Source organism: Natronolimnobius baerhuensis, assembly GCF_002177135.1.
GTDB lineage: Archaea > Halobacteriota > Halobacteria > Halobacteriales > Natrialbaceae > Natronolimnobius > Natronolimnobius baerhuensis.
Genome location: NZ_MWPH01000002.1, coordinates 155,483 through 175,743 on the forward strand (window position 1 = coordinate 155,483; position 20,261 = coordinate 175,743).

At 59.7% G+C, this 20,261-nt stretch carries 14 protein-coding genes; 10 read left to right on the forward strand and 4 right to left on the reverse strand.

Features of this window, described 5'->3' with window-relative positions; translation table 11 throughout:
- Positions 1-150 precede the first annotated feature (150 nt).
- From B2G88_RS06970 to B2G88_RS07015, 10 genes are all read left to right on the forward strand, one after another.
- Complete coding sequence (locus tag B2G88_RS06970) at positions 151-1,002, forward strand: TatD family hydrolase (RefSeq protein WP_087714385.1); 852 nt, start codon at positions 151-153, stop codon at positions 1,000-1,002.
- A gap of 157 nt (positions 1,003-1,159) precedes the next feature.
- Entirely contained in the window at positions 1,160-1,741 is a 582-nt protein-coding gene (locus B2G88_RS06975) for a DUF2150 family protein (protein WP_054862917.1), read from the forward strand.
- Between the two features lie 112 nt (positions 1,742-1,853).
- Positions 1,854-4,085 (forward strand): hypothetical protein, encoded by a 2,232-nt coding sequence (locus B2G88_RS06980; RefSeq protein ID WP_087714386.1) that lies wholly within the window; start codon positions 1,854-1,856, stop codon positions 4,083-4,085.
- Positions 4,086-4,301: 216 nt separating this feature from the next.
- A complete protein-coding gene (hmgB, locus tag B2G88_RS06985; RefSeq protein WP_054862920.1) occupies positions 4,302-5,639 on the forward strand; it encodes a hydroxymethylglutaryl-CoA synthase in 1,338 nt (445 codons plus the stop codon).
- A 205-nt stretch (positions 5,640-5,844) separates the two neighbouring features.
- Positions 5,845-6,690: a sulfite exporter TauE/SafE family protein gene (locus B2G88_RS06990; RefSeq protein WP_054862921.1), complete on the forward strand. Its 846-nt coding sequence runs from the start codon at positions 5,845-5,847 to the stop codon at positions 6,688-6,690.
- 29 nt (positions 6,691-6,719) lie between these two features.
- On the forward strand, positions 6,720-9,191 hold the full coding sequence (locus B2G88_RS06995; RefSeq protein WP_087714387.1) for a heavy metal translocating P-type ATPase: 2,472 nt from the start codon (positions 6,720-6,722) through the stop codon (positions 9,189-9,191).
- An 84-nt stretch (positions 9,192-9,275) separates the two neighbouring features.
- Entirely contained in the window at positions 9,276-10,580 is a 1,305-nt protein-coding gene (locus B2G88_RS07000) for an AI-2E family transporter (protein ID WP_087714388.1), read from the forward strand.
- A gap of 210 nt (positions 10,581-10,790) precedes the next feature.
- Complete coding sequence (gene gcvPA / locus B2G88_RS07005; protein ID WP_087714389.1) at positions 10,791-12,128, forward strand: aminomethyl-transferring glycine dehydrogenase subunit GcvPA; 1,338 nt, start codon at positions 10,791-10,793, stop codon at positions 12,126-12,128.
- Positions 12,125-13,642, forward strand: a complete 1,518-nt coding sequence (gcvPB, locus tag B2G88_RS07010) for an aminomethyl-transferring glycine dehydrogenase subunit GcvPB (RefSeq protein WP_087714390.1) — start codon at positions 12,125-12,127, stop codon at positions 13,640-13,642. Before gcvPA ends, gcvPB begins: the two co-directional genes overlap by 4 nt.
- A gap of 73 nt (positions 13,643-13,715) precedes the next feature.
- The gene (locus B2G88_RS07015) at positions 13,716-14,489 is read left to right on the forward strand and encodes a hypothetical protein (RefSeq protein WP_087714391.1); all 774 of its coding nucleotides are present in this window, start codon (positions 13,716-13,718) and stop codon (positions 14,487-14,489) included.
- Positions 14,490-14,526: 37 nt separating this feature from the next.
- On the opposite strand, the gene B2G88_RS07020 is transcribed toward B2G88_RS07015, so the two are convergent.
- From B2G88_RS07020 to B2G88_RS07035, 4 genes are all read right to left on the reverse strand, one after another.
- Positions 14,527-17,214, reverse strand: coding sequence for a PAS domain-containing sensor histidine kinase (locus B2G88_RS07020; RefSeq protein ID WP_087714392.1), 2,688 nt, complete (start codon positions 17,212-17,214; stop codon positions 14,527-14,529).
- 116 nt (positions 17,215-17,330) lie between these two features.
- Positions 17,331-18,272 (reverse strand): phosphate ABC transporter permease PstA, encoded by a 942-nt coding sequence (pstA, locus tag B2G88_RS07025; protein WP_087714393.1) that lies wholly within the window; start codon positions 18,270-18,272, stop codon positions 17,331-17,333.
- Complete coding sequence (gene pstC, locus B2G88_RS07030; RefSeq protein ID WP_087714394.1) at positions 18,269-19,216, reverse strand: phosphate ABC transporter permease subunit PstC; 948 nt, start codon at positions 19,214-19,216, stop codon at positions 18,269-18,271. The genes pstA and pstC overlap by 4 nt, the downstream gene beginning before the upstream one ends.
- The gene (locus B2G88_RS07035) at positions 19,213-20,196 is read right to left on the reverse strand and encodes a PstS family phosphate ABC transporter substrate-binding protein (RefSeq protein WP_054863375.1); all 984 of its coding nucleotides are present in this window, start codon (positions 20,194-20,196) and stop codon (positions 19,213-19,215) included. Before B2G88_RS07035 ends, pstC begins: the two co-directional genes overlap by 4 nt.
- Positions 20,197-20,261: the final 65 nt, after the last annotated feature.

A 20,261-nucleotide genomic window follows, 5' to 3' on the forward strand; every position in this document is an offset into this window, starting at 1 on the left:
TGAATCGCATGACGTGAGTGGGGTACCGTAGAAACCCGCTGTTTGCGGTTCACAGCACGTACCGGTGGAAAGCGAGCGACTGTGCTGGCCGATGGCCAGAGACTGCAACCAAGACGGTGGCTTTTCACCCCGCGCGCACCACGTCCGCGTATGCTCGAGGCCGACACGCCAGTCCTGGACAATCACCTGCATCTCGACCCCGACAACCACCGCGGCATCGACGCCGTCGAGGACTTCGCCCATCTTGGCGGCACCCACCTGCTCGTCGTCAACAAACCCTCCTGGCACCTCGACTGTGAAGTTGACTCCGGCGAGGACTTTCGCCCCGTCTTCGAACGTACCCTCGAGATCGTCGCCGAGGCGTCGGACGCACTCGAGGGGCGCGCCTGGCCCGTCCTCGGCGTCCATCCCGGACTGATCTCGCGACTGGTCGACGAACGCGGCTACAGTCCGGACGAAGCCCGCGAGATCATGCAGGGTGGACTCGATCTCGCCGCGGAGTACGTCGCCGACGGCGACGCGCTGGCGTTGAAATCCGGTCGGCCACACTACGAGGTCTCTGACGCGGTCTGGGACGCCTCAAACGCCGTCATGCGCCATACCTTCGAGCACGGCGGCGACCTCGAGTGTGCCGTTCAACTCCATACGGAAGCCAGCGAAGACCTCACCGAGGTCGCCGACTGGGCCGAAGACGCTGGCATGGCGCGCCACCAAGTCGTCAAACACTACGCCGAAGGCCGACTCGAGGGCCCCACACCGAGCGTCATGAGCGAGAAAGACCGCCTCGAGCGCGCGGCCGAGCGCGGCGAGCCATTCCTGATGGAAACCGACTACGTCGACGACCCCGGCCGACCGGGTGCCGTTCTCGGGCCAAAGACCGTCCCGCGGCGCGTCCGCTGGCTGCTCGAGGCAGGATACGACGACGCCGTCCGAAACGCCCACGTCGAAACGCCCAAGCGCGTATACGGTATCGACACCAAGGCAACACTCGAGCGCCCGTAAGCGGCCCCATCGAAACGAATCACGATGGAAATTCGGTGCCTCGAGGGTCGAGACGGACACTCAGGCCGTCCACTCGAGTTCGATCACTGTTCGCGACTGTCTGTCGAGGCGGCTAGTGTAGAGAAAGGCATTTCAAGCGGCCGGTGTAGGTGTCTGTATGAGCAATCCCCCGACCGAGTTCTACTCGGAGGAACGCTGGCAGAACTGGATCGGCCGCATCAAAGACGAAGAGATCGATCCAGAAGACGAGTCATCGGCGCGGCTCCTGCTGAACCTACAAGACGATACCGCGATTGCAATCGCCAAGATCGTCGCCGCCTACGACGATGGGGACATCGACCAGGAGGACGCACTCGCCGAGATCGAAGATGTCCGTGAGATCGTTCTCAGCGAAGTCGATATCGAAGACGAAGAGAAACTGATCCTCGTCGACGGCGTTCAGACCAGCCTCGTCTGTGTCTTCTTCGCCGCAGAAGAGTTCATCGCCAACGGTCCCGCCGAAGAGGGCAGCGTCGGTGACTACCTCGGCGCTGCCGCAGACGCCGAAGCCGAAGAAGATCTCGATGCTGCACTCGGCTACGCCGCCCAGGCTGGCACACTCATTGTCGACGGCGAAAAACTCGATATGCAGGTCGCCGAAGACCTCGAGTACGGCCTGGTCACTGAGTGGATCAATGGTCTCGACAGCCTCCAGAGCGCAATGAGCGATCCGGAAGTTGTCGAAGAAGACGACGAGTAACGCCCGCAGTATCGTATCGGACCTACGACTGTTTTTCAATTCATTGTCTTCGAAGGCGAACATATCCATATGCCGACAGACATATACGTGATGACGACTATCCTGTTTTAGAATGCGTCGTGGGGACGACCGGGCCGTTACGGTCCAGATTGGGGCAGTGTTACTGCTTGCTATCCTTTTTTCTGCGCTCGCGTTGTATCAGATTAATGTTGTCCCCGAGCAGAATGCTGAGGTCGAGTTCAATCATAACCACGAAGTTCACAACGAAATGCAAGAACTTCGGAATGGGATTCTCAATACCGGAACCGGAGCCGAATCTCACTCGAGTTCGGTAACACTAGGAACGCAGTATCCGACTCGAACAGTCGCAGTAAATCCCCCAAATCCACAGGGGACGCTCGAGACAACTGGGGAGGACAACATCGAAATCGATGCTTCAGTCACGGGTGACTACGTGGTTGATGACGGGGACAATGATGAGGTGCCGATCGACGTCGAATCAGAGATTTTTGATGATGGTATTACAACCACTGGACTGGTGTACGAACCCGATTATAACGAATATAGGAATGCCCCAACAACCCGTATTGAACACGGGTTCGCTTTCAATGATTTCGGTGGTAATAGTGTTGACCTTACGTCTCAACCCGTTGTTGACGGCACCGACCTGACAATCATACAGGTCGACGGTGATCTATCCGAAACCTCAAGCAGTGCCGTCAGCATGGATGTGCGACTCAAGAGTGGGCCGACTGATCCGATAACAATTGTCCCGGACAATGATGATGAGGAGATCAAGATTCCGACGCAAACACCGGATGCGTGGAACAACAATATCGACGAGTCGAACGTGACGATTGATGAAGACTCGGACGCCGAGGGGACTGTGAGCATCGAACTCGAGGCAGACGAGGAGTACGAACTCCGGATAGCGTGTGTTGTCGTTGGCGACGGCACCGGTGACGGTTGTGGAGATTTCGATATTACCGAAGAGACGAGTGACTCTCAGATGGAAGGGGACGCAAGCAGACTCTCTGGTCCCGAAGTAACTGCTCTCACGATTAATCCTGACACGATAACTAAAGGCGAGGAAGAATCCGTTGAGGTGAATGCCATGTTCAACAATACGGAGTTTACTCAAACAGGTAATACTGAAGGCGAACGTGGCGGCGTACCGATCATTGACACTAACTGGACCATTACAGAGGAAAATGGTGAGGTAGTAGATGAAGGGGTGCTCCAACTTGAAGAGCCTGATTATCAGCCAGAAGACCTCGTCGATTTGAAACTTATTCAAAATGGGACTGACAATATTAATGTTGGGGACTTGGAATCCGGCGACTACGAGTTGGAGGTAAAATCGATGGATGCTCGAGGGGTCTGGACAAGTGAAGACGAAAGTAAGACAGCACCGTTGACCATCGAAGAATCCGACGAAAACGGAGAAGAACAGAACGCCCCAACCATTAATCAGTTTGATGTTACTGATGAAACGGAACAACGGGGTAATAGCCCGAACTTTGACGTCGAGTATCAGGTTGAGTGGACTGTTTCAGATCCTGACGGCAACCTAGACCAAGTTGATATTCGATTGTATGATCAGGATGGTATTACTGTCGATTCCGAAGTGATCAGTGAACCTAACAGCGATTCTGAGACAGGTATAACTAGTTTAGAAGATGACTGTAGTACAAATGAGGGAACATGTTCCGGCTACCAAATCGAGATTGAAGCGACCGACTCAACCGGCCTAAGAGCCATTTCGTCGATAACTGACGATGCCAACGGAGAGGGATCGTTTGACGTCAGCGATGGAAATACTGGTCAGGTTTCGTATGTGACTAGCTATAATGATGGGAGTGGTTCAGGTGACTCCTACTATGACGAAACGATTCCTCCTGGTTCCTCTGCACGGGGAATGGTGTCGGACTTCGAAGACATGACTCAACCAGAGCGAGAGGACCCGTGGAATGAATTTGCTATCCTCGAGACAGAGAGCATACCCAATACACAAAATCATGACATGGAGATTGGAATGAGAACAGAAGGAGTATCGACAACGGCTGATGAGTACCTCATTCAAATGGAATACAGTTTCTATGAACCTGATGATTCGGATGATGGGGATATTGACATTGTTGTCGTTAACGAAGATGGCTCCGAACTCCAGCGAGAGTCCGCAGACGCAGATATTTCAAGACCTGACACGGAACAGCTTGCGTTTGAGTTGAACAGTGCTGCGAGGGAAGAAGTTCAAGACACAGGAGAGTTGAACGTAGTCTACGAACGGGAACCCGGCAACTATCAACAGGTCCTCATATATTACCAGCGTACAATAAACTAAGCAGGAACACCTTTGTTTATGATTTGTCTCTGCTGATCTCGACAGTCGAGTCAAACCGACACAACCCACTGGTTTCACCTATTTATTTGGGTTTTCGACATGTGTCGAAGAAAAACCATAAGTGAAATTCTGATCTATCTCTGGTTTTGATCTTGTTCAACAATCGTCGAAACCACGAACGACACTACCATATGGCTTCCCCACTATTGGGTTGGTATGACTGCAGTCGGTATCGACGCGATTGAAATCTGGACTGGGAACCTCAAGATGGATCTTCCCGGCACGTTCGCCCCGGAGAAAGGCGAAGACCCCGAGAAGTACACCAAGGGCCTCGGTCTCAACGCGAGTTCGTTCCCCGACAGCTACGAGGACATCGTCACGATGGGGGCCAACGCCGCCCATCGATTGATGGAACGCAAGGGCCTCGAGCCCGACGACATCGGTCGCATCGACGTTGCGACTGAGAGTTCCTTCGACAACTCGAAGCCGGTTTCGACGTACGTCGCAGGCTGCCTCGAGTCGGTGTACGACGGCGACTTCCACCACGCGAACAAGGGCGAGCGCAAGTTCGCCTGCATTGCGGGGACCCAGAGTCTGGACGACGCGTACAACTGGATTCGCGCGGGTCGCAACCGCGGTCGCGGCGCGCTCGTGATCGCAACTGACACCGCACTGTACGCCCGCGGTGACGCCGGCGAGGCAACTCAGGGTGCGGGTGCCGTCGCAATGTATATCGACGAGGACCCGGATCTGGTCGAACTTTCGACGCATCAGGGCTATGGTTCGGCGGACGAGACGGACTTCCTCAAGCCGAATCAGCAGTTCCCATCCGTCGACGGCAAGCGGTCGGTGCAGGTGTATCTCGCTCGCATGCGCGAGGCGCTCGAGGATTACGAGAGCGTCGCCGGCGACGTGCACCCAACGGATGTCTCGTTCGCGCCGTTCCACACGCCGTTCCCCGGTATGGTTCGGAAGGCAGCGATGCTCGCCTATCGCCACATCACACGCGACACTGCCATCGAGGAGACACTCGCCGAGGAAATCGGCCGTCAGCCTCGTCGAGAGGCGTTCGACGACGAGGAGGCGTTCCACGATGCCGTCCGCGATTACATGGACTCGCTCAAAGAGACCGACCGCTACCAGGAGTGGTACGCGGAGACGATTGATCCGACGCTGTCGATTGCCCGCGAAGTCGGCAACTGGTACACTGGCTCGGTACACATCGCCAGAGTCAGCGCGCTCAAGACTGCCTTTGAGCAGGGCCGCGATATGGCCGGCGAGCAGTTACTCGTGGGCTCCTACGGCAGTGGCGCACAGGCTGAGATCCATGCCGAAATCGTTCAGGACGGCTGGGAAGCCGAACTCGAGGCGTTGAACATCGACGAGCAACTCGCCGAGCGATACGACATGTCGTGGGCGGATTACGAGGAGATTCACGACGCGCATAACCACGAGATGGACGTCGATGTCGAGGAGTTCACGACGCCCGACTCGGAGTTTGTCTTCGATGGGTGGGGGCGTATGGGCGAGCGGAAGTACCGCTACGTCGAGTAACGATCACGGTGTGGGCGGTTTTGTAGCGTCGAGTTGTGGGAGCGAGACAGTATTGGAACGTCTCTTGAGAGTCGCCTCACTCAATCGTCCGAGACGAAACCGATTATGTGCTCGAGCGGCTAGCGCGAGTACGCACGGGGTGCGGTCGGGATTCGAGAGGCGAACCCGAACGTCGAACTACCCGGAATCACTACTCGAGAGATAGATGGACCCACTTACATTCCTCGGCATCGACGTGACGTTGTTTTTCGTCATCGGACTCCTCGGTGGCGCACACTGTATTGGAATGTGTGGACCGCTCGTGACGGTGTATGCACAGCGGATGGACGCTGGAGGGAGCGAACGGGCAACCGACGGCGGCACGGAAACCGTTCGCTCGAGTGGGCGCGGGAGTCATCTGACGACGTACGAGGTCCGCCAGCATGTGCTGTTCAATCTCGGGCGAACGGCAAGCTACACGCTTCTGGGGGCCGCCTTTGGCGCACTCGGCGGCGTGTTGTTCGTGACGACGGCGGAACTCACGTCGGTTGCTGACCTCGTCCGTGGTGGTGCTGGACTTCTGATTGGGGGGTTCATCATCGTCACTGGCGTGTACTACCTGCTCGGGCGGACGACCGGCGGCGTATCTATTCCCGGCCTCGAGCGCGTCGTCGGCGTGTTGACGACCCATGTCGACCGCTTTGCGAACGGCCCGGGAATCATCGGCCTCGGCGCACTCCATGGTCTGTTGCCGTGTCCGATCCTGTACCCCGCGTTTTTGTACGCGTTCACAACCGGCTCGCCGACGAGTGGCGCGCTTGCACTGGCCGCACTCGGCGTTGGGACGATTCCAGCGGTGTTCGCCTACGGGACGCTGATCGAGAGCGTCGATATCACCCACCGGCGGCGAGTTCACCGGCTGCTTGGAGTGGCGTTTATCGTCCTTGGCTACGTGCTACTCGCACACGGGCTGATGAGTCTCGGCATCCACTGGCTCCCACATCCTGAACTGCCGTTCTACGACGGCATCGACGTTCCCGGTATGGACGCAGGCGGCCACGATCAACACTGAACTATGCGCGCTACCGCACACGCACACCGATGACTGCCGATCACGCTGATGAACAGTGTACGCTCTGTGCCCTCCCAGTCGACGGCAGCGACGTCACCGCAGACGGCAACCGCTTTTGCTGTGTCGGCTGTCGAGACGTCTACGACGTACTCGGTGACATCGAGGCTGATGTCGACGTGGACGACGTTCGTCGCGCCCGTGAGAACGACGTCGACGACTCCAATATCCCATCTGATCACGAGACGACCTATCTCGAGGTCGACGGAATGTACTGTGCGAGCTGCGAGGCCTTTATCGAGTCAGTCGCGACCGAAACTGACGGCGTCAGCGCGGCGAGTGCAAGCTACGTGACGGAAACGGCTCGGATCGACCACGACCCCGATGCGGTTTCGCAGGCCGACCTCGAGGAGACGATCAGTCAACTCGGCTACAGCGCCTACGACCGCGACGATGCGTTCAGTCGTCGACAGGCGGACAACTGGGAGATGGCCCGTATCGCGGTCGGTGTCCTGATGGGAATGATGGTGATGTTGCAGTACGTCGTCATCATCTATCCGACGTACTTCGGGGCGTGGTTCTACGACGAGCGAACGCTCGAGTTCTTCGAGGCAACGCTGGCGAGCGAACTGGCGACGCCGTTTTACCTGATGATCGGGGCGTTGACGACGATCATCCTCGCCGTCACCGGCAAGCCGATTCTGCAGGGAGCGTACGTCGGGATCAAGACGCGCTCGCCGAATATGGACTTGCTCGTCGCGATTGCCGCGGTCAGCGCGTGGGTTTACAGCACGCTCTCGATTGCGGTCGACGGCCCGCACATCTACTACGACGTGACCGTCGCGATCATCGTCATCGTCTCGGTCGGGGGCTACTACGAGTCCTCGCTCAAACGCGAGGCGACCGAACGCCTCTCGGATCTGACGAGCGTCCAGGTTGACAGTGCCCGCCGACTCAGCGAGGGAGGCGACCAGGAAGACGTCTCGCTCGAGGAACTCGCGGCTGGCGACCGAGTGCTCGTTCGAACCGGCGAGCGAATCCCAGTCGACGGGACGGTCGTCGACGGCGAGGCCGCAGTCGACGAGGCGGTCATCACTGGCGAATCACTCCCTGTGACGAAAGACGCGGGCGATGTCGTTGTCGGTGGCTCGATGGTCGCAGATGGCGCGGTGACGGTTCGCGTCGGCGAGGACGCGACGAGCAGTCTCGACCGCATTACGGAACTCGTCTGGGACCTCCAGAGCGGGACACACGGCATCCAGAAGCTCGCGGACAAACTCGCGACGATCTTCGTCCCGGTTGTGCTCGTCCTCGCGGTCGTCGTCACGGCGCTCAACCTCGTTCTCGGCACGAGCATCGACGATGCACTGCTGATCGGACTCACCGTCCTGATCGTCTCCTGTCCCTGCGCGCTCGGGCTTGCGACCCCGCTCGCCGTCGCCGCCGGCATCCGCGACGCCCTCGAGCAGTCGATTGTCGTCTTCGACGACACCGTCTTCGAGCGCATTCGGAACGCGGACACGGTCGTCTTCGATAAGACCGGGACGCTGACAACCGGCGATATGACCGTCCTCGAGACCGACTGCGACGACGAGTTGCTCGAGCAGGCAGCAGTGCTCGAGGGGCGGTCTGCACACCCGGTCGGCGAGGCGATTGCGGCCGTGGGTGGCGCCGAACAGACTGCCACGGACGGCGGCGCGGTCGAACCGTCGGCCGCGCACGTGGGGGATGACGAGAGTGACAGCGACGGCGACGGCCTCGAAGACGACCGCCTCGAGGCCTTCGAGAGCCACCGACACGGCGTGTCGGGTGTCGTCGACGGAGAGGAAATCGTCGTTGGACACCCCGATCTGTTCCGCTCGCGGGGCTGGGAGATTTCCGAGGGACTCGAGGCGAAAATCGACGGCCATCGCGAGACTGGACGCGTTCCGGTCGCGGTTGGTCGAAACGGACGTGCAACGGGCGTGATCGTCGTCGGCGACGAACTACGCGAGGGCTGGGGCGAGACGCTGTCTGCAATCCCCGACGACACCGACATCGTCGTCCTGACCGGTGACGATGCGAGCGCAGCGCAGCGCTTCCGCGAGCACGCGGCCATCGATCAGGTGTTCGCAGGTGTGCCACCGGAAGGGAAAGCCGAAACTGTCGACCGCCTCAAGCAGACCGGCCAGACGGTGATGGTCGGCGACGGAACGAACGACGCGCCGGCGCTTGCGGCTGCGGATCTCGGTATCTCGCTTGGCGGTGGGACTGCAATGGCCGCTGATGCGGCCGATGTCGCGCTTGTCGATGACGATCTCTCGTCGGTCGAAACAGTCTTCGAACTCGCGCGGGCGACGGATCGCCGCGTCAAAGGAAACATCGGCTGGGCGTTCTGTTACAACGCCATCGCGATCCCACTTGCAGTGACCGGCCTGCTCAACCCGCTCTTGGCCGCCATCGCGATGGGCCTGAGCAGCCTGCTCGTCGTGACGAACTCCTCGCGGTCGTTGCTCGAGGACTGAGACGAACTGCTGTTGAGTCCGTCCGTGCTCTCCTTGGCCGTGATGTTTCACTGGGCTAATATGTGATGCCGTTGTAGCTCCGCTATGGGCGGGCCCGACGCCGATTCTGGACGCGACGATGGAGCCGATGCTGGCGAACATGCAGACGCTGATTTCGACGCCACTGCGATATCGCCGGTTCCGTCCCGTCGCGCTACTGGATCCGATTCGACAGAGTCGACGCCCGCACGCGGACCGACACAGTGGCTCTCAGATCGGACCGGGTTAACCATTGTCGCCATCGTGAGCGCCCTGCTCGGTATCGCCGTCATCCTGCCGTATCTTCAGTACGTTCTGCTTGGACTCGTCCTCGCGTACATCCTCATGCCGGCCCAGCGACGCCTCGAGCGGTATGTTAGCTCGATGACTGCTGCGCTCGCCCTCGTCGCTGTTGCAATCCTCACAATTTTACTGCCACTCACATACGTCCTCGCGATTGCACTCGACGAAGCACTCCAGATTGCGACGGCCATTCAGGAGGATGGACTCGGCATTGCTGAAATCGAAGGCCAACTCGAGTCGACAGGCTACTCGGTCGATCTGCACGAGATGTGGGAGACGTATCAGGAGCCGATTGGATCGGCCCTGCAGGGACTTGCAACGAGCAGCCTCGAACTCGTGACGCGACTGCCAAACGTATTAATCGGGTTGACGGTGACGGTGTTCGTTCTCTTTGCGCTGCTGCGCGATGGGGGCGCACTCGTTGCGTGGTTCCGACGCGTGTTGCCGGTTCGAGATGAGCTACAGGAAGAACTGTGTACTGGCCTCGACCAACTCATGTGGGCTTCTGTCGTCGGGAACGTCGCTGTCGCGGCGATTCAGGCCGTTCTCCTCGGGATCGGGCTGGCCATCCTCGGCGTTCCCGCCGTGATCTTCTTGACGGTGGCGACGTTCGTCCTCGCGTTGCTCCCACTCGTCGGAGCGTTCGGGGTCTGGGTTCCCGTTTCGATCTACCTGTTCGCGACCGGTCAGTACGTCGCGGCCGCCGTACTCGTCGTCTACGGTTCGCTGGTCAGCGCCTCCGATACCTACCTCCGTCCGGCACTGATCGGCCGCACGAGCGCCTTTAACTCCGCAATCGTCGTCGTCGGTATCTTCGGCGGCCTGCTGGTCTTCGGCGCAGTCGGACTGTTCATCGGTCCCGTCGTCCTCGGCGGCGCAAAGATCACGCTCGACGTGTTCGCCCGCGAACGCGCTGGCAACGGGGAACCGATCTCGGCCGACGAACGCGCGGCAGACCCCGCAGTCAATACGTCTGCCGTGGGCGTGATGACTGTCCTCGAGCGTGCGGCTGACCCGGAGACTGACATCCTGGGAGACGAGCGTGATGGCGACCGCGATGAGTCCTAACTGGTTCGGCCATCGCTGGCGTCGGTCACAGAAAGAATGTGTTCATTACCCCCTGGCCGCTAGCAACAGCTATCGTGGCCGAAACGGGCTTTCACGACGGATACGGGCGGAGACTGACGGCTAGGTGGCTGTCGGCGGTACCCCGACGGCTGCATCTGCACCTGCAACGAACCCTATCGACGAGTCAGGGGACTCGAGAGGCACGCTAATATGCATGGATCACACGAAACGGGGAGTCCATACGCTCCCCATACGGACGATGGACGGACTGCGATGCTCGAGGCGGTCGGCGTCGAAACGGCTGCGGACCTCTTTGACATTCCGGCGGCCGTCGCATTCGACGACGAGTTCGGAATCGACGCACGAACGGAACGAGAGACCAGACGCCTCGTTCGCTCGGTCCTCGAGCGCAACGACGAGCTGACGGAACTACTCGGGCGGGGACACTACGGCTACTACATCCCCTCGCTGGTCGACCACCTCGCGGATCGCTCGGAGTTTCTGACCTCCTATACGCAGTACCAGCCGGAAGTCTCACAGGGCTTTCTGCAGGCACTGTTCGAGTACCAGTCGCTGCTTGTCGAACTCACGGGACTTGAAATCGCCAACTGCTCGATGTACGATGCGGCGACGGCACTCGGTGAAGCGGCGACGCTCGCCGACCGCGTCCGCGATACCAGCGGCCACCGCGTGCTCGTCCCCGACATACTGCGCGAGGGACGACGGAGCACTCTCGAGAACTACGTCGCTGGCACCGACCTCGAAGTCGAGACGTACCCCACAGCTGACGGGAACGCCGATCTCGAGGCGCTCGAGGAGATCGTCGACGAAGAAACAGTCATGATCTACGCCGAGAACCCGACGATTCGCGGGACAATCGAGGAAAATCTGTCGGCTATTGGCGAGTCCGCCGCAGACGCCGAGGCACTGTTCGTCCTCGGGTCCGATCCGGTTGCGCTGTCCGTCCTGCAGCGTCCCGCGGATGTCGGTGCGGACGTCGTGATCGGCGACGCGAGCGTGCTCGGGTTGCCGACGAGTTACGGGATGGGCCTCGGGCTCTTTGCCTGTCGCGACGACTATCTTCGGCAGGTCCCTGGCCGACTCGTCGGTGCGAGCGAGGACGCGACCGACCGACGCGCGTTCACGCTCACGTTGCAGACGCGCGAACAGCATATCCGCCGCGAGCGCGCGACGAGCAACATCTGTACGAATCAGGCCTGGGTCGCACTCCGAACGGCGATGCACGCGGCCACACTCGGCCCGACCGGCATGGTCGAACTCGCCAACCGCGGCGTCCGACGCGCTGACGAGGTCGCACAGCGTCTCGACGACCTCGAGGGCGTTACAGCGGCGGTTCACGACCGCCACCACCTTCGAGAGTTCGTCGCCCACGTCGACCAGCCTGCACAGGAGGTTGCAGACGCCCTCGAGGAGCGCGGCTTTGCGGTCCACGTCGTCGGCGAGCACGAACTCCAGCTCTGCGTTGCGGGCGTCACTGACGAGCAACTCGATGCGTTCGTCACGGCAGTCTCGGAGGTGGTTCGATGAGCGACGAACGGACAACTGCGGAGACACCGATAGACGCCAGCCAGGTTCGCTACGATCAGGCTCGTTACGTCGAGAACGGCCAGTACGAACCGCTGCTCTCGGAAAAGGACCTCACGCGAGTCGCGATTGGCGACGCCGACGCTGGCGAGGAAGGAGAGGCGACACGCGTCGACTCCCCGCTTCCCGACGACCTGACGCGTGACTCACTCGAGTTGCCGGAACTCTCCGAACCCGAACTCGCACGCCACTACACGCGCCTCTCGCAGATGATCTACGGCATCGACAGCGGTCCCTATCCGCTTGGCTCGTGTACGATGAAGTACAATCCGAAGTTCACCGAGGACGTGGCCGCGCTGCCTTCGGCGGCCGTCCACCCCGACCGCTCCGAACGGTCGATCCAGGGCACCCTCGAGTTACTCGCTCGACTGCAGGACTACCTCGGCCGAATCGGCGGCATGGACGCCGTGACGCTCCAGCCACCTGCGGGCGCGGCCGGCGAGTTCGTCGGGATCCGCGTCGCCGCAGCCTACCACGAGCACAACGGCGAGGGCCACCGCGACGAGGTCATTATCCCTGAAAGCGCCCACGGAACGAACTTCGCGACCGCCGCGCTCGGTGGCTACGACGTCGTCTCGCTGCCGAGTAACGAGGAGGGACGGGTCGAACTCGAGGCGCTCGAGGCCGCCCTCTCCGAGAACACGGCGGCGCTCATGCTCACGAACCCGAACACGCTCGGCCTCTTCGAGCGCGACATCGAGGAAATTGCCGAGATGGTCCACGACGTGGGCGGCCTGCTCTACTACGACGGCGCGAACCTGAACGCGCTACTCGGCCGTGCACGGCCCGGCGATATGGGCTTCGACGTCATGCACTACAACGTCCACAAGACGTTCGCGACGCCCCACGGCGGCGGCGGCCCCGGCGCGGGACCGGTCGGCGTTGTGGAGGACCTCGAGCCCTTCCTGCCCGCGCCTCGAGTGCGGGAGGCCAACGGTGGCGACGTCGACTACGAGCTGTTCGACCCTGACCACACCATCGGCCACGTCCACGGCTATCAGGGCAACTGGCTCGTACTCATCAAGGCCTTCGCCTACATCGCGCGACTCGGCGACGACGGACTCGCGGACGCAAGCGCCAAAGCCGTCCTCAACGCGAACTACCTCGCGAGCCAACTCGAGTACGACGTGCCCTACGAGCCGTTCCATCACGAGTTTGTCGCCAGCGCGGGCGAGCAGGACGCGGCCGACGTCGCCAAGCGGATGCTCGATTACGGCGTCCACCCGCCGACGACGAAGTGGCCCGAAATCGTCCCCGAGGCGCTGATGACCGAGCCGACCGAAATCGAGAGCAAGGAGACGCTTGACCGCCTCGCCGCCGCCTTCAACGCTGTCGCTGAGGAAGGCGACGAGGTGCTCGAGGACGCGCCCGACCGAACCACCGCCCGACGGATCGACCAGACGAGCGCGGCGCGGAACCCGCGACTATCCTGGCAAGCACTCACCGACGACGAGTAGCGGTTCCGTCTCGCGTTGGGTGTGTTCGTACCAACCGGAAAACATTTATCGTCGAGTGAGACATGATTGCAGAGTGAACTCTCGGCTCGTCGTGGTGATTTCGCTGCTCGTTGCGCTCGTACTCGTCGGTTTTGTTGCGTACCCGGCAGCGCTCACGTATCCGTACTCACAGAGTCCGTCGTCGTATTCCATCGCCCACGAATCAACCGAGGCCTTCGAAGAGACCGTCGGACAGGACGACGTGACGCCGGGCGATCCCGTCCAGGTGAGCAGCTTCGACTCGTCGACGCAACAAGCGCTCGAGGAGGCAAAAACACTCCCTCGATCACAAGACGACAATCGGGGCGACGGCTGGCAACGGCTCGGTATCGTCCTGGTCTGTGACGACCGACTGCTCATGTGTGACGAATACGAGGAGCGACCAGCGTTCCCGGATAACGTCGAGGCCTACGAAATGTACGGGATCGTCGAAGACGACGACGGTGCGGTCTATCTCACGCACTACGATAGTGGCATCTGGCTGAATTTCCGGCCGATCTTCGAGTTCGTCGTCAAACTCGTCTCGTTCGTCCCCTACGCCGCGTTTCTCACGTACAGTTCGGTGTTTCGAGACCAGCTTCGCGCGACTGAAATGATGGCGTTCGCCGGCTACGGGCTCGCGCTCGCACTGCTGGCATTTCTGTTTCCATACCTCTACATGTTCGATCTGCTTCCGACTTCTGGATACATCCTCGGGGCCATCGTTCCAGTAACGTGGATCGTAATTGGCGTTGGCCTATTCTGTCTTGGCTGGCAGTCACAACAGCACTCAGAACCCACGGATACTCAGCATGCCGACGATCACTGACGTATCCCTGTCCCGTCTGGACGGTTGTGTACCCTGATCAGCTGTCCTGTTCGTCGGCCGTTGGGAACGTGACCGAAAACGTCGAGCCCTCTCCGACCGTCGACTCAACCCCAATGTCGCCACCGTGGCGTTCGACGATCCGCTGACAAATCGCGAGTCCGATTCCGGTGCCAGGGTACTTGTCGCGGCTATGGAGGCGTTCGAATACCTCGAAAATCCGGCCATGCAGATCCGGATCGATACCGATTCCCTCGTCACTGATCGAAATGACCCATTCGGGTCCCCGTTGCTCGGCCGAAACGGTGACGACTGGCGGCTCGTCACTGTACTGGATCGCGTTCTCGAGCAGGTTATAGAACAGGTGCGAGAGTTGCTGTGGATCGCCCTGAATCGTCGGTAACGCTTCGACTGTAATATCGGCGTCCGTCGCCGTAATGTCGCCCTCGAGATCGGACAGGACGCCCTCGAGGACGACCTCGAGATTGACCGACTCGAACGGGTCACCGTGCGTTTTGATCCGAGAGTACGCAAGGAGTCCATCGATCATGTTACGCATGCGATCTGCACCGTCTCTTGCAAACGAAAGGAACTCCATGCCGTCTTCGTCGAGCGCATCCGCGTTTCGCTGCTCGAGCAACTGGAGATAGCTCGAGACCATCCGCAGCGGTTCCTGCAGGTCATGACTGGCAGCGTAGGCGAACTGCTCGAGGCGTCGTGTCTCGAGTTGTAACTCGTCGATGTACTCGCGGCGCTCGAAGTGAAACGTGATGAGCGTGAGGAGCGTATCGATCAACTCCTGTTCTTCAGTGAGAAACGGCATCTCTTCGGTCTCTGTGAGTGGGTCTGTGAGACAGACAGTGACCGTAATCGGTGTCCCGTTCGCTGTCGCCGTCTGTGCACCAATCGATGGATCGACTGCGAGATAGCCATCCGTCGTCGCCTCCGCATCCCCCATCGTGAGACGCGCCTCGGTCTTCTCAGGGAACCGAAACGCCTGTGGAAGCGTCTGGACGAGTTCATCGAGTAATTTGTCGGTCGGTTTGTCGCCAGGCTCCAGCAGGCTCGTCGTGAGTTGCACCGCAGTATACTCTTTTTCGCGCTCCTCGAGTTTCCGTTTGTGTTGCTCCGCCATCGTTTTGAGGTCGGTGATGTCTGTCGCGGTCATGACGACCTGGTCGGGCGCTCCCGACTCATCTGTGAGTGGCGTCGCAGTGATCGAGAGCCAGCGCGTTCGACCATCTGGCTCCGTAACGCGGACCTCCCTGTCGGTCACTGGCTCACCGGTCTCGAAGACACGCCTCGCTGGTCGCTCCTCAATCGGGATGACCGAGCCCGTTGAATCGTAGAGTTTGCGCTGGGTTGGATCGAGCGTCGGTTCGTCATCGACAGGAACTGAAAGCAACTCAGCCATCCGTTCGTTGGCCTGGTTCGTCGTACCATCCGGATTGATAACGGCAATTCCGACGGGGCTGGTCTGGAGAATCCGTTCGACCAGATCCCGTTCCCGCTGCAACCGTTGTTCCCGTTCCCGACGGTCGGTCATGTCTCGCGTCACCTTTGCAAACCCCTCGAGGGTGCCATCTGCGTCTCGAATCGCCGTGATCGTGACGCTCGCCCAGAACCGTGAGCCATCCGACCGACACCGCCAGCCTTCGTCTTTGGCAACGCCGTTTTCCCGTGCACGCTCGAGGTTCGCTTGCGGAACGTGTTCGTCCCGATCAGCAGCCGTATAAAACAGCGAAAAGTGCTTCCCGAGAATCTCTCGCGGTTCGTAGCCCTTGATCCGGGTTGCGCCAGCGTTCCAACTGACGACGTGGCCGTCCGGGTCGAGTCTAAAAATTGCGTACTCCTCGACTGCATCCACAAGTGAGCGGAACTGCTTTTCACTCTCGACGCGTGCGTTCTCGGCCTGTTTGCGGGACGTAACGTCGTAGTACAACTCGATACGACCGCCGTCGTACGGCCCGGATTTGATTGGCTTGCTTCGATGCTCGATCCAGCGGTCCTCTCGGTCTGGTCCCGGACGCACGTGACATTCGAACTGTTCAGGACCCGTATTCGAATCGTAGGTCGCAAACACAGTCTCTGTGAACGTCGCGGGATCCTCGAGGCGGCTTGCAATCGTATTCTGAATGAGCGTGCGTTTGTCCCGTCCGATCACGTCGTCCCGGTTAACCCCGAAATAGGTCTCAATACTCTTGTCAATCCAGACGACATCGAACGACTCATCGAGGACGAACACACCGACGTCGGCTTCGTCGATTACTGACTGCAGCGATTCCACTGGGGGTGTCGACCGTGAGTGTGTCGGCTCCTGGTCGGCTGGTTCAGTGTCACGGATGACCATCGCGACTCGCGCATCACCAGCCGAGTCGTGGACGACACAGAGAGCCAGGTGACAGACAATGTGGCCACCGTCTGCAGTACGCATCGTCACCTCGAGCGTCCGTTCGGCTGTGTCCCCCTCGAGAAGTGACGCGAGTGCGTTCTCGAGGCGGTCACCGTCCTTACGTGCGAAGATCGCTGAGAGATGGGTTCCAACAGCTGCATCACGGCTCGTGCCAAGCAACTCGAGGAAACTCTCATTGACGGAGACGAGACAGCCGGTGGCATCAAACTGTGCGATGCGTTCGTCGAGGACATCGAATAGGTGGTGGTAGCCGCCGGGTGTCGCGTCCGGGGGCACAGCATCACCCTCATCGGAGGTGTGTCCTCGGTTGCCCATACAGACCCATACTTTGTCGAGCGGATAAACCCACCGCAGGCATCGTCTGTCGGGTCAAAACCGAAATCAGTACGCTCAGTTACCAATCGAATATCGCCGACAGTGCCGTGGCGACACTACCCGCGTGGGTCGTACTTGTTCCGGATGTAGATCGCGACGGCGTTCATCAGCAACAACAGCGTCAACAGGACGACGATCCCGGCTGCAGCGACGTGCTGGAAGTTCTCCTCGGGCAACTTCGCCCACTCGAAGATCTGCATCGGCATCGCGCCGAAGGGGCCGGTCGGGTCGGTCAGCGACGGCGGCGCAAACAACGTCGTTGCCGCCCCGACCATCAGGATTGGCGCAGTTTCTCCGATTGCTCGAGAAAGCGAGAGGATAATCCCGGTCATAATCCCCGGCACTGCCTCGGGCAGGATAACATTTCGAATCGTCTGCCATTTCGTTGCCCCTGTGCCATAGGAAGCCTGACGCATCGAGTCTGGCACCGCGCGCAGTGATTCCTGTGATTGGACGATGACGATTGGCAAGATGAGCAGCGTCAGCGTCAAGGCACCAGCAATGAGGCTCGCTCCGGTTTGCATCGCTCGGACGAACACCGCAAGCCCGAGCAGACCGTACACAATCGAGGGCACACCCGCGAGATTCGAGATGTTCGCCTCGATGAACCGCGTAAGCAGATTCTCAGGGGCATACTCCTCGAGATAGATCGCTGCGCCGACACCCAGAAAGAGGGTGAAGATGGCAGTGAGCGTAATCAGGTAGATCGACCCGATAATCATCGGGTACATGCCGCCGGGACCAGTTGGGAGATTGCCGTAGTTCGCCGGGTTGTAGTGCTCGACGATCTGCGACGGTGGATACGTCAGAAACTCCCAGGTGAGCCAGCCCCAGGCCTCGCTGACGACGTCGTAGAGCAACGCAATGAGGGCAACGACGCCGACCATGGTCGCAGCGAAACACAGCCCGAGGAAGACCTTCCCGAGCTGGCGTTTGCGCTTGACTGCTGACTCGTCGAACTCGAACTCATCCGTCTCGTCTGCTGTCTGTGTGCTCATTGATACTCCTCCCGGTAGCGCGACCGAATCCACATACTGAAGACGTTCATCAGAAACGTCATCACGAACAACGTCAATCCGATGGCGAACAGGCTCTGATAGCCAATCGACCCGACAGAAGCGTCACCAGTCCCGATTTCGACCATGTACGCCGTCATCGTCTGAATCTCCTCGAACGGATTGCGGGTCATCTGGGGCAGTGCGCCCGCAGCGAGCGTTACGGCCATCGTTTCGCCGATTGCACGCGAAATCGCGAGAACGTACGCTGCCAGAATCCCCGACAGCGATGCCGGCAGGACGACTTGTGTCGAAACCTCGAATTTCGTCGCACCAAGCCCGTAGGCTGCGTTTCGCAACGAGTCGGGAACGGACGACATCGCGTCTTCGGAAATCGACGACACCATCGGGATAATCATGATGCCAACAACGATTGCACCCGCAACAGCGTTGAACGTCCCCGGAACTGGCATGAACGCAACGTTCTCTCCAAGCACCTGAAGATACGGCGTGATGAACGAGACCGCGAAGAACCCATACACAATCGTCGGAATTCCCGCGAGGATCTCGAGCGTCGGCTTTGCAACTTTTCGAACGCGCGGATCCGCATACTCCGAGAGGTAAATCGCCGTCAGCGTCCCGACTGGAACCGCAATCAGGGCGGCCCCGACGGTGATCATGAGGGTTCCCCAGACCAGTGGCAACACGCCGAAGCTCGGATTATCCGCTGCGCGTGGCGACCAGTTCGTCTCCGTAAAGAACTCGAGGAATGAAACCTGCGCAAAGAAATCAATTGCACCATCGACCAAGACAACGATGATCGCAAGCGTCGTTGCAACCGTGACGAACGCACACGCGAAGAAGATGTAGCGTGCGAGACGGTCGCCAATCGTCCCCACGTCGTTTCCATCCCGACTCAGATCCATCGGCTCAGTGTCCGTACTCATGCATGCTCCTCGATTGCCGCCTCGAGTTTGTCCTGTTGCTCATCGATTGTCTCATCAGGAACGGCGTAGAATCCGACATCGCGCGCCGTTTCCTGCGTGTTTCGAAGATAGAATCGTGCGAACTCACGGAACGCCGGACGCTCGAGTGCCGGGAGATTCACGTAGAGATACATCGGCCGCGAGAGCGGCTGATACGCCTCAGATTCGATTGTGTCTGGCGTCGGGACGACGTACTCCTCACCGTTGTAAATGCTGATCAGGTCGAGGTCGTCTTCGTTTTCGTAGAAGTAGCCAGCACCACCAAACCCGATGGCGTGCTCGTTCCCACGGACGCCACGGATGATGTTGTTCGTGTCCGGTGACCCGCTGTAGTCGTTGCGGATATTCCCGACGGCACCGTTGATCTGCTCGGTGAAGTAGTCGTACGTTCCCGAGGCAGCATCTCGGCCGTAAAAGGAGATCTCTTCGTCGGGCCAGTCGTCGTCGAGGTCGGACCACGTTTCGATATCCGATCCTCGCTCCCACAGCTGTCTGAGTTCCTCGACAGTGAGTTCGTCACACCAGGTGTTGTCCGGATGCTTCATAACCGCAAGCCCGTCCATCACGACCTCGAGTTCGAGCCAGTCAACATCGTTGTCCGTACACTGGCGTTCCTCATCATCGCTGATCGCACGACTCGCGTTTTGTAAGTCCGTTTCGTCTCGGCAAAATTGCTGAAATCCGGCCCCAGTCCCCGACCCACTGACTGAAATCCGAACTTGGTTATTGTCCCACATGAACAGTTCGGCGACGAGCGCGCTGTTCGGTAACAACGTATTCGAACCGTCGATCCGAATCTCGCCCTCGAGGCCACTGTCCTCGCCGCGGGTGATACATCCCGCCAGTCCCGCCAGTGCGGTTCCGGCGACGCCGAGTAATGCCCGCCGACCAGTGGTCGTTTGCCCACCGTCAGCGCTGCCAGTTATCGGCTCGTTTCCCATCACTCACCTAGAGAGGATATTGTCTCTAAATACCCTACTATGTTTACTATATATTGCTATGTAGG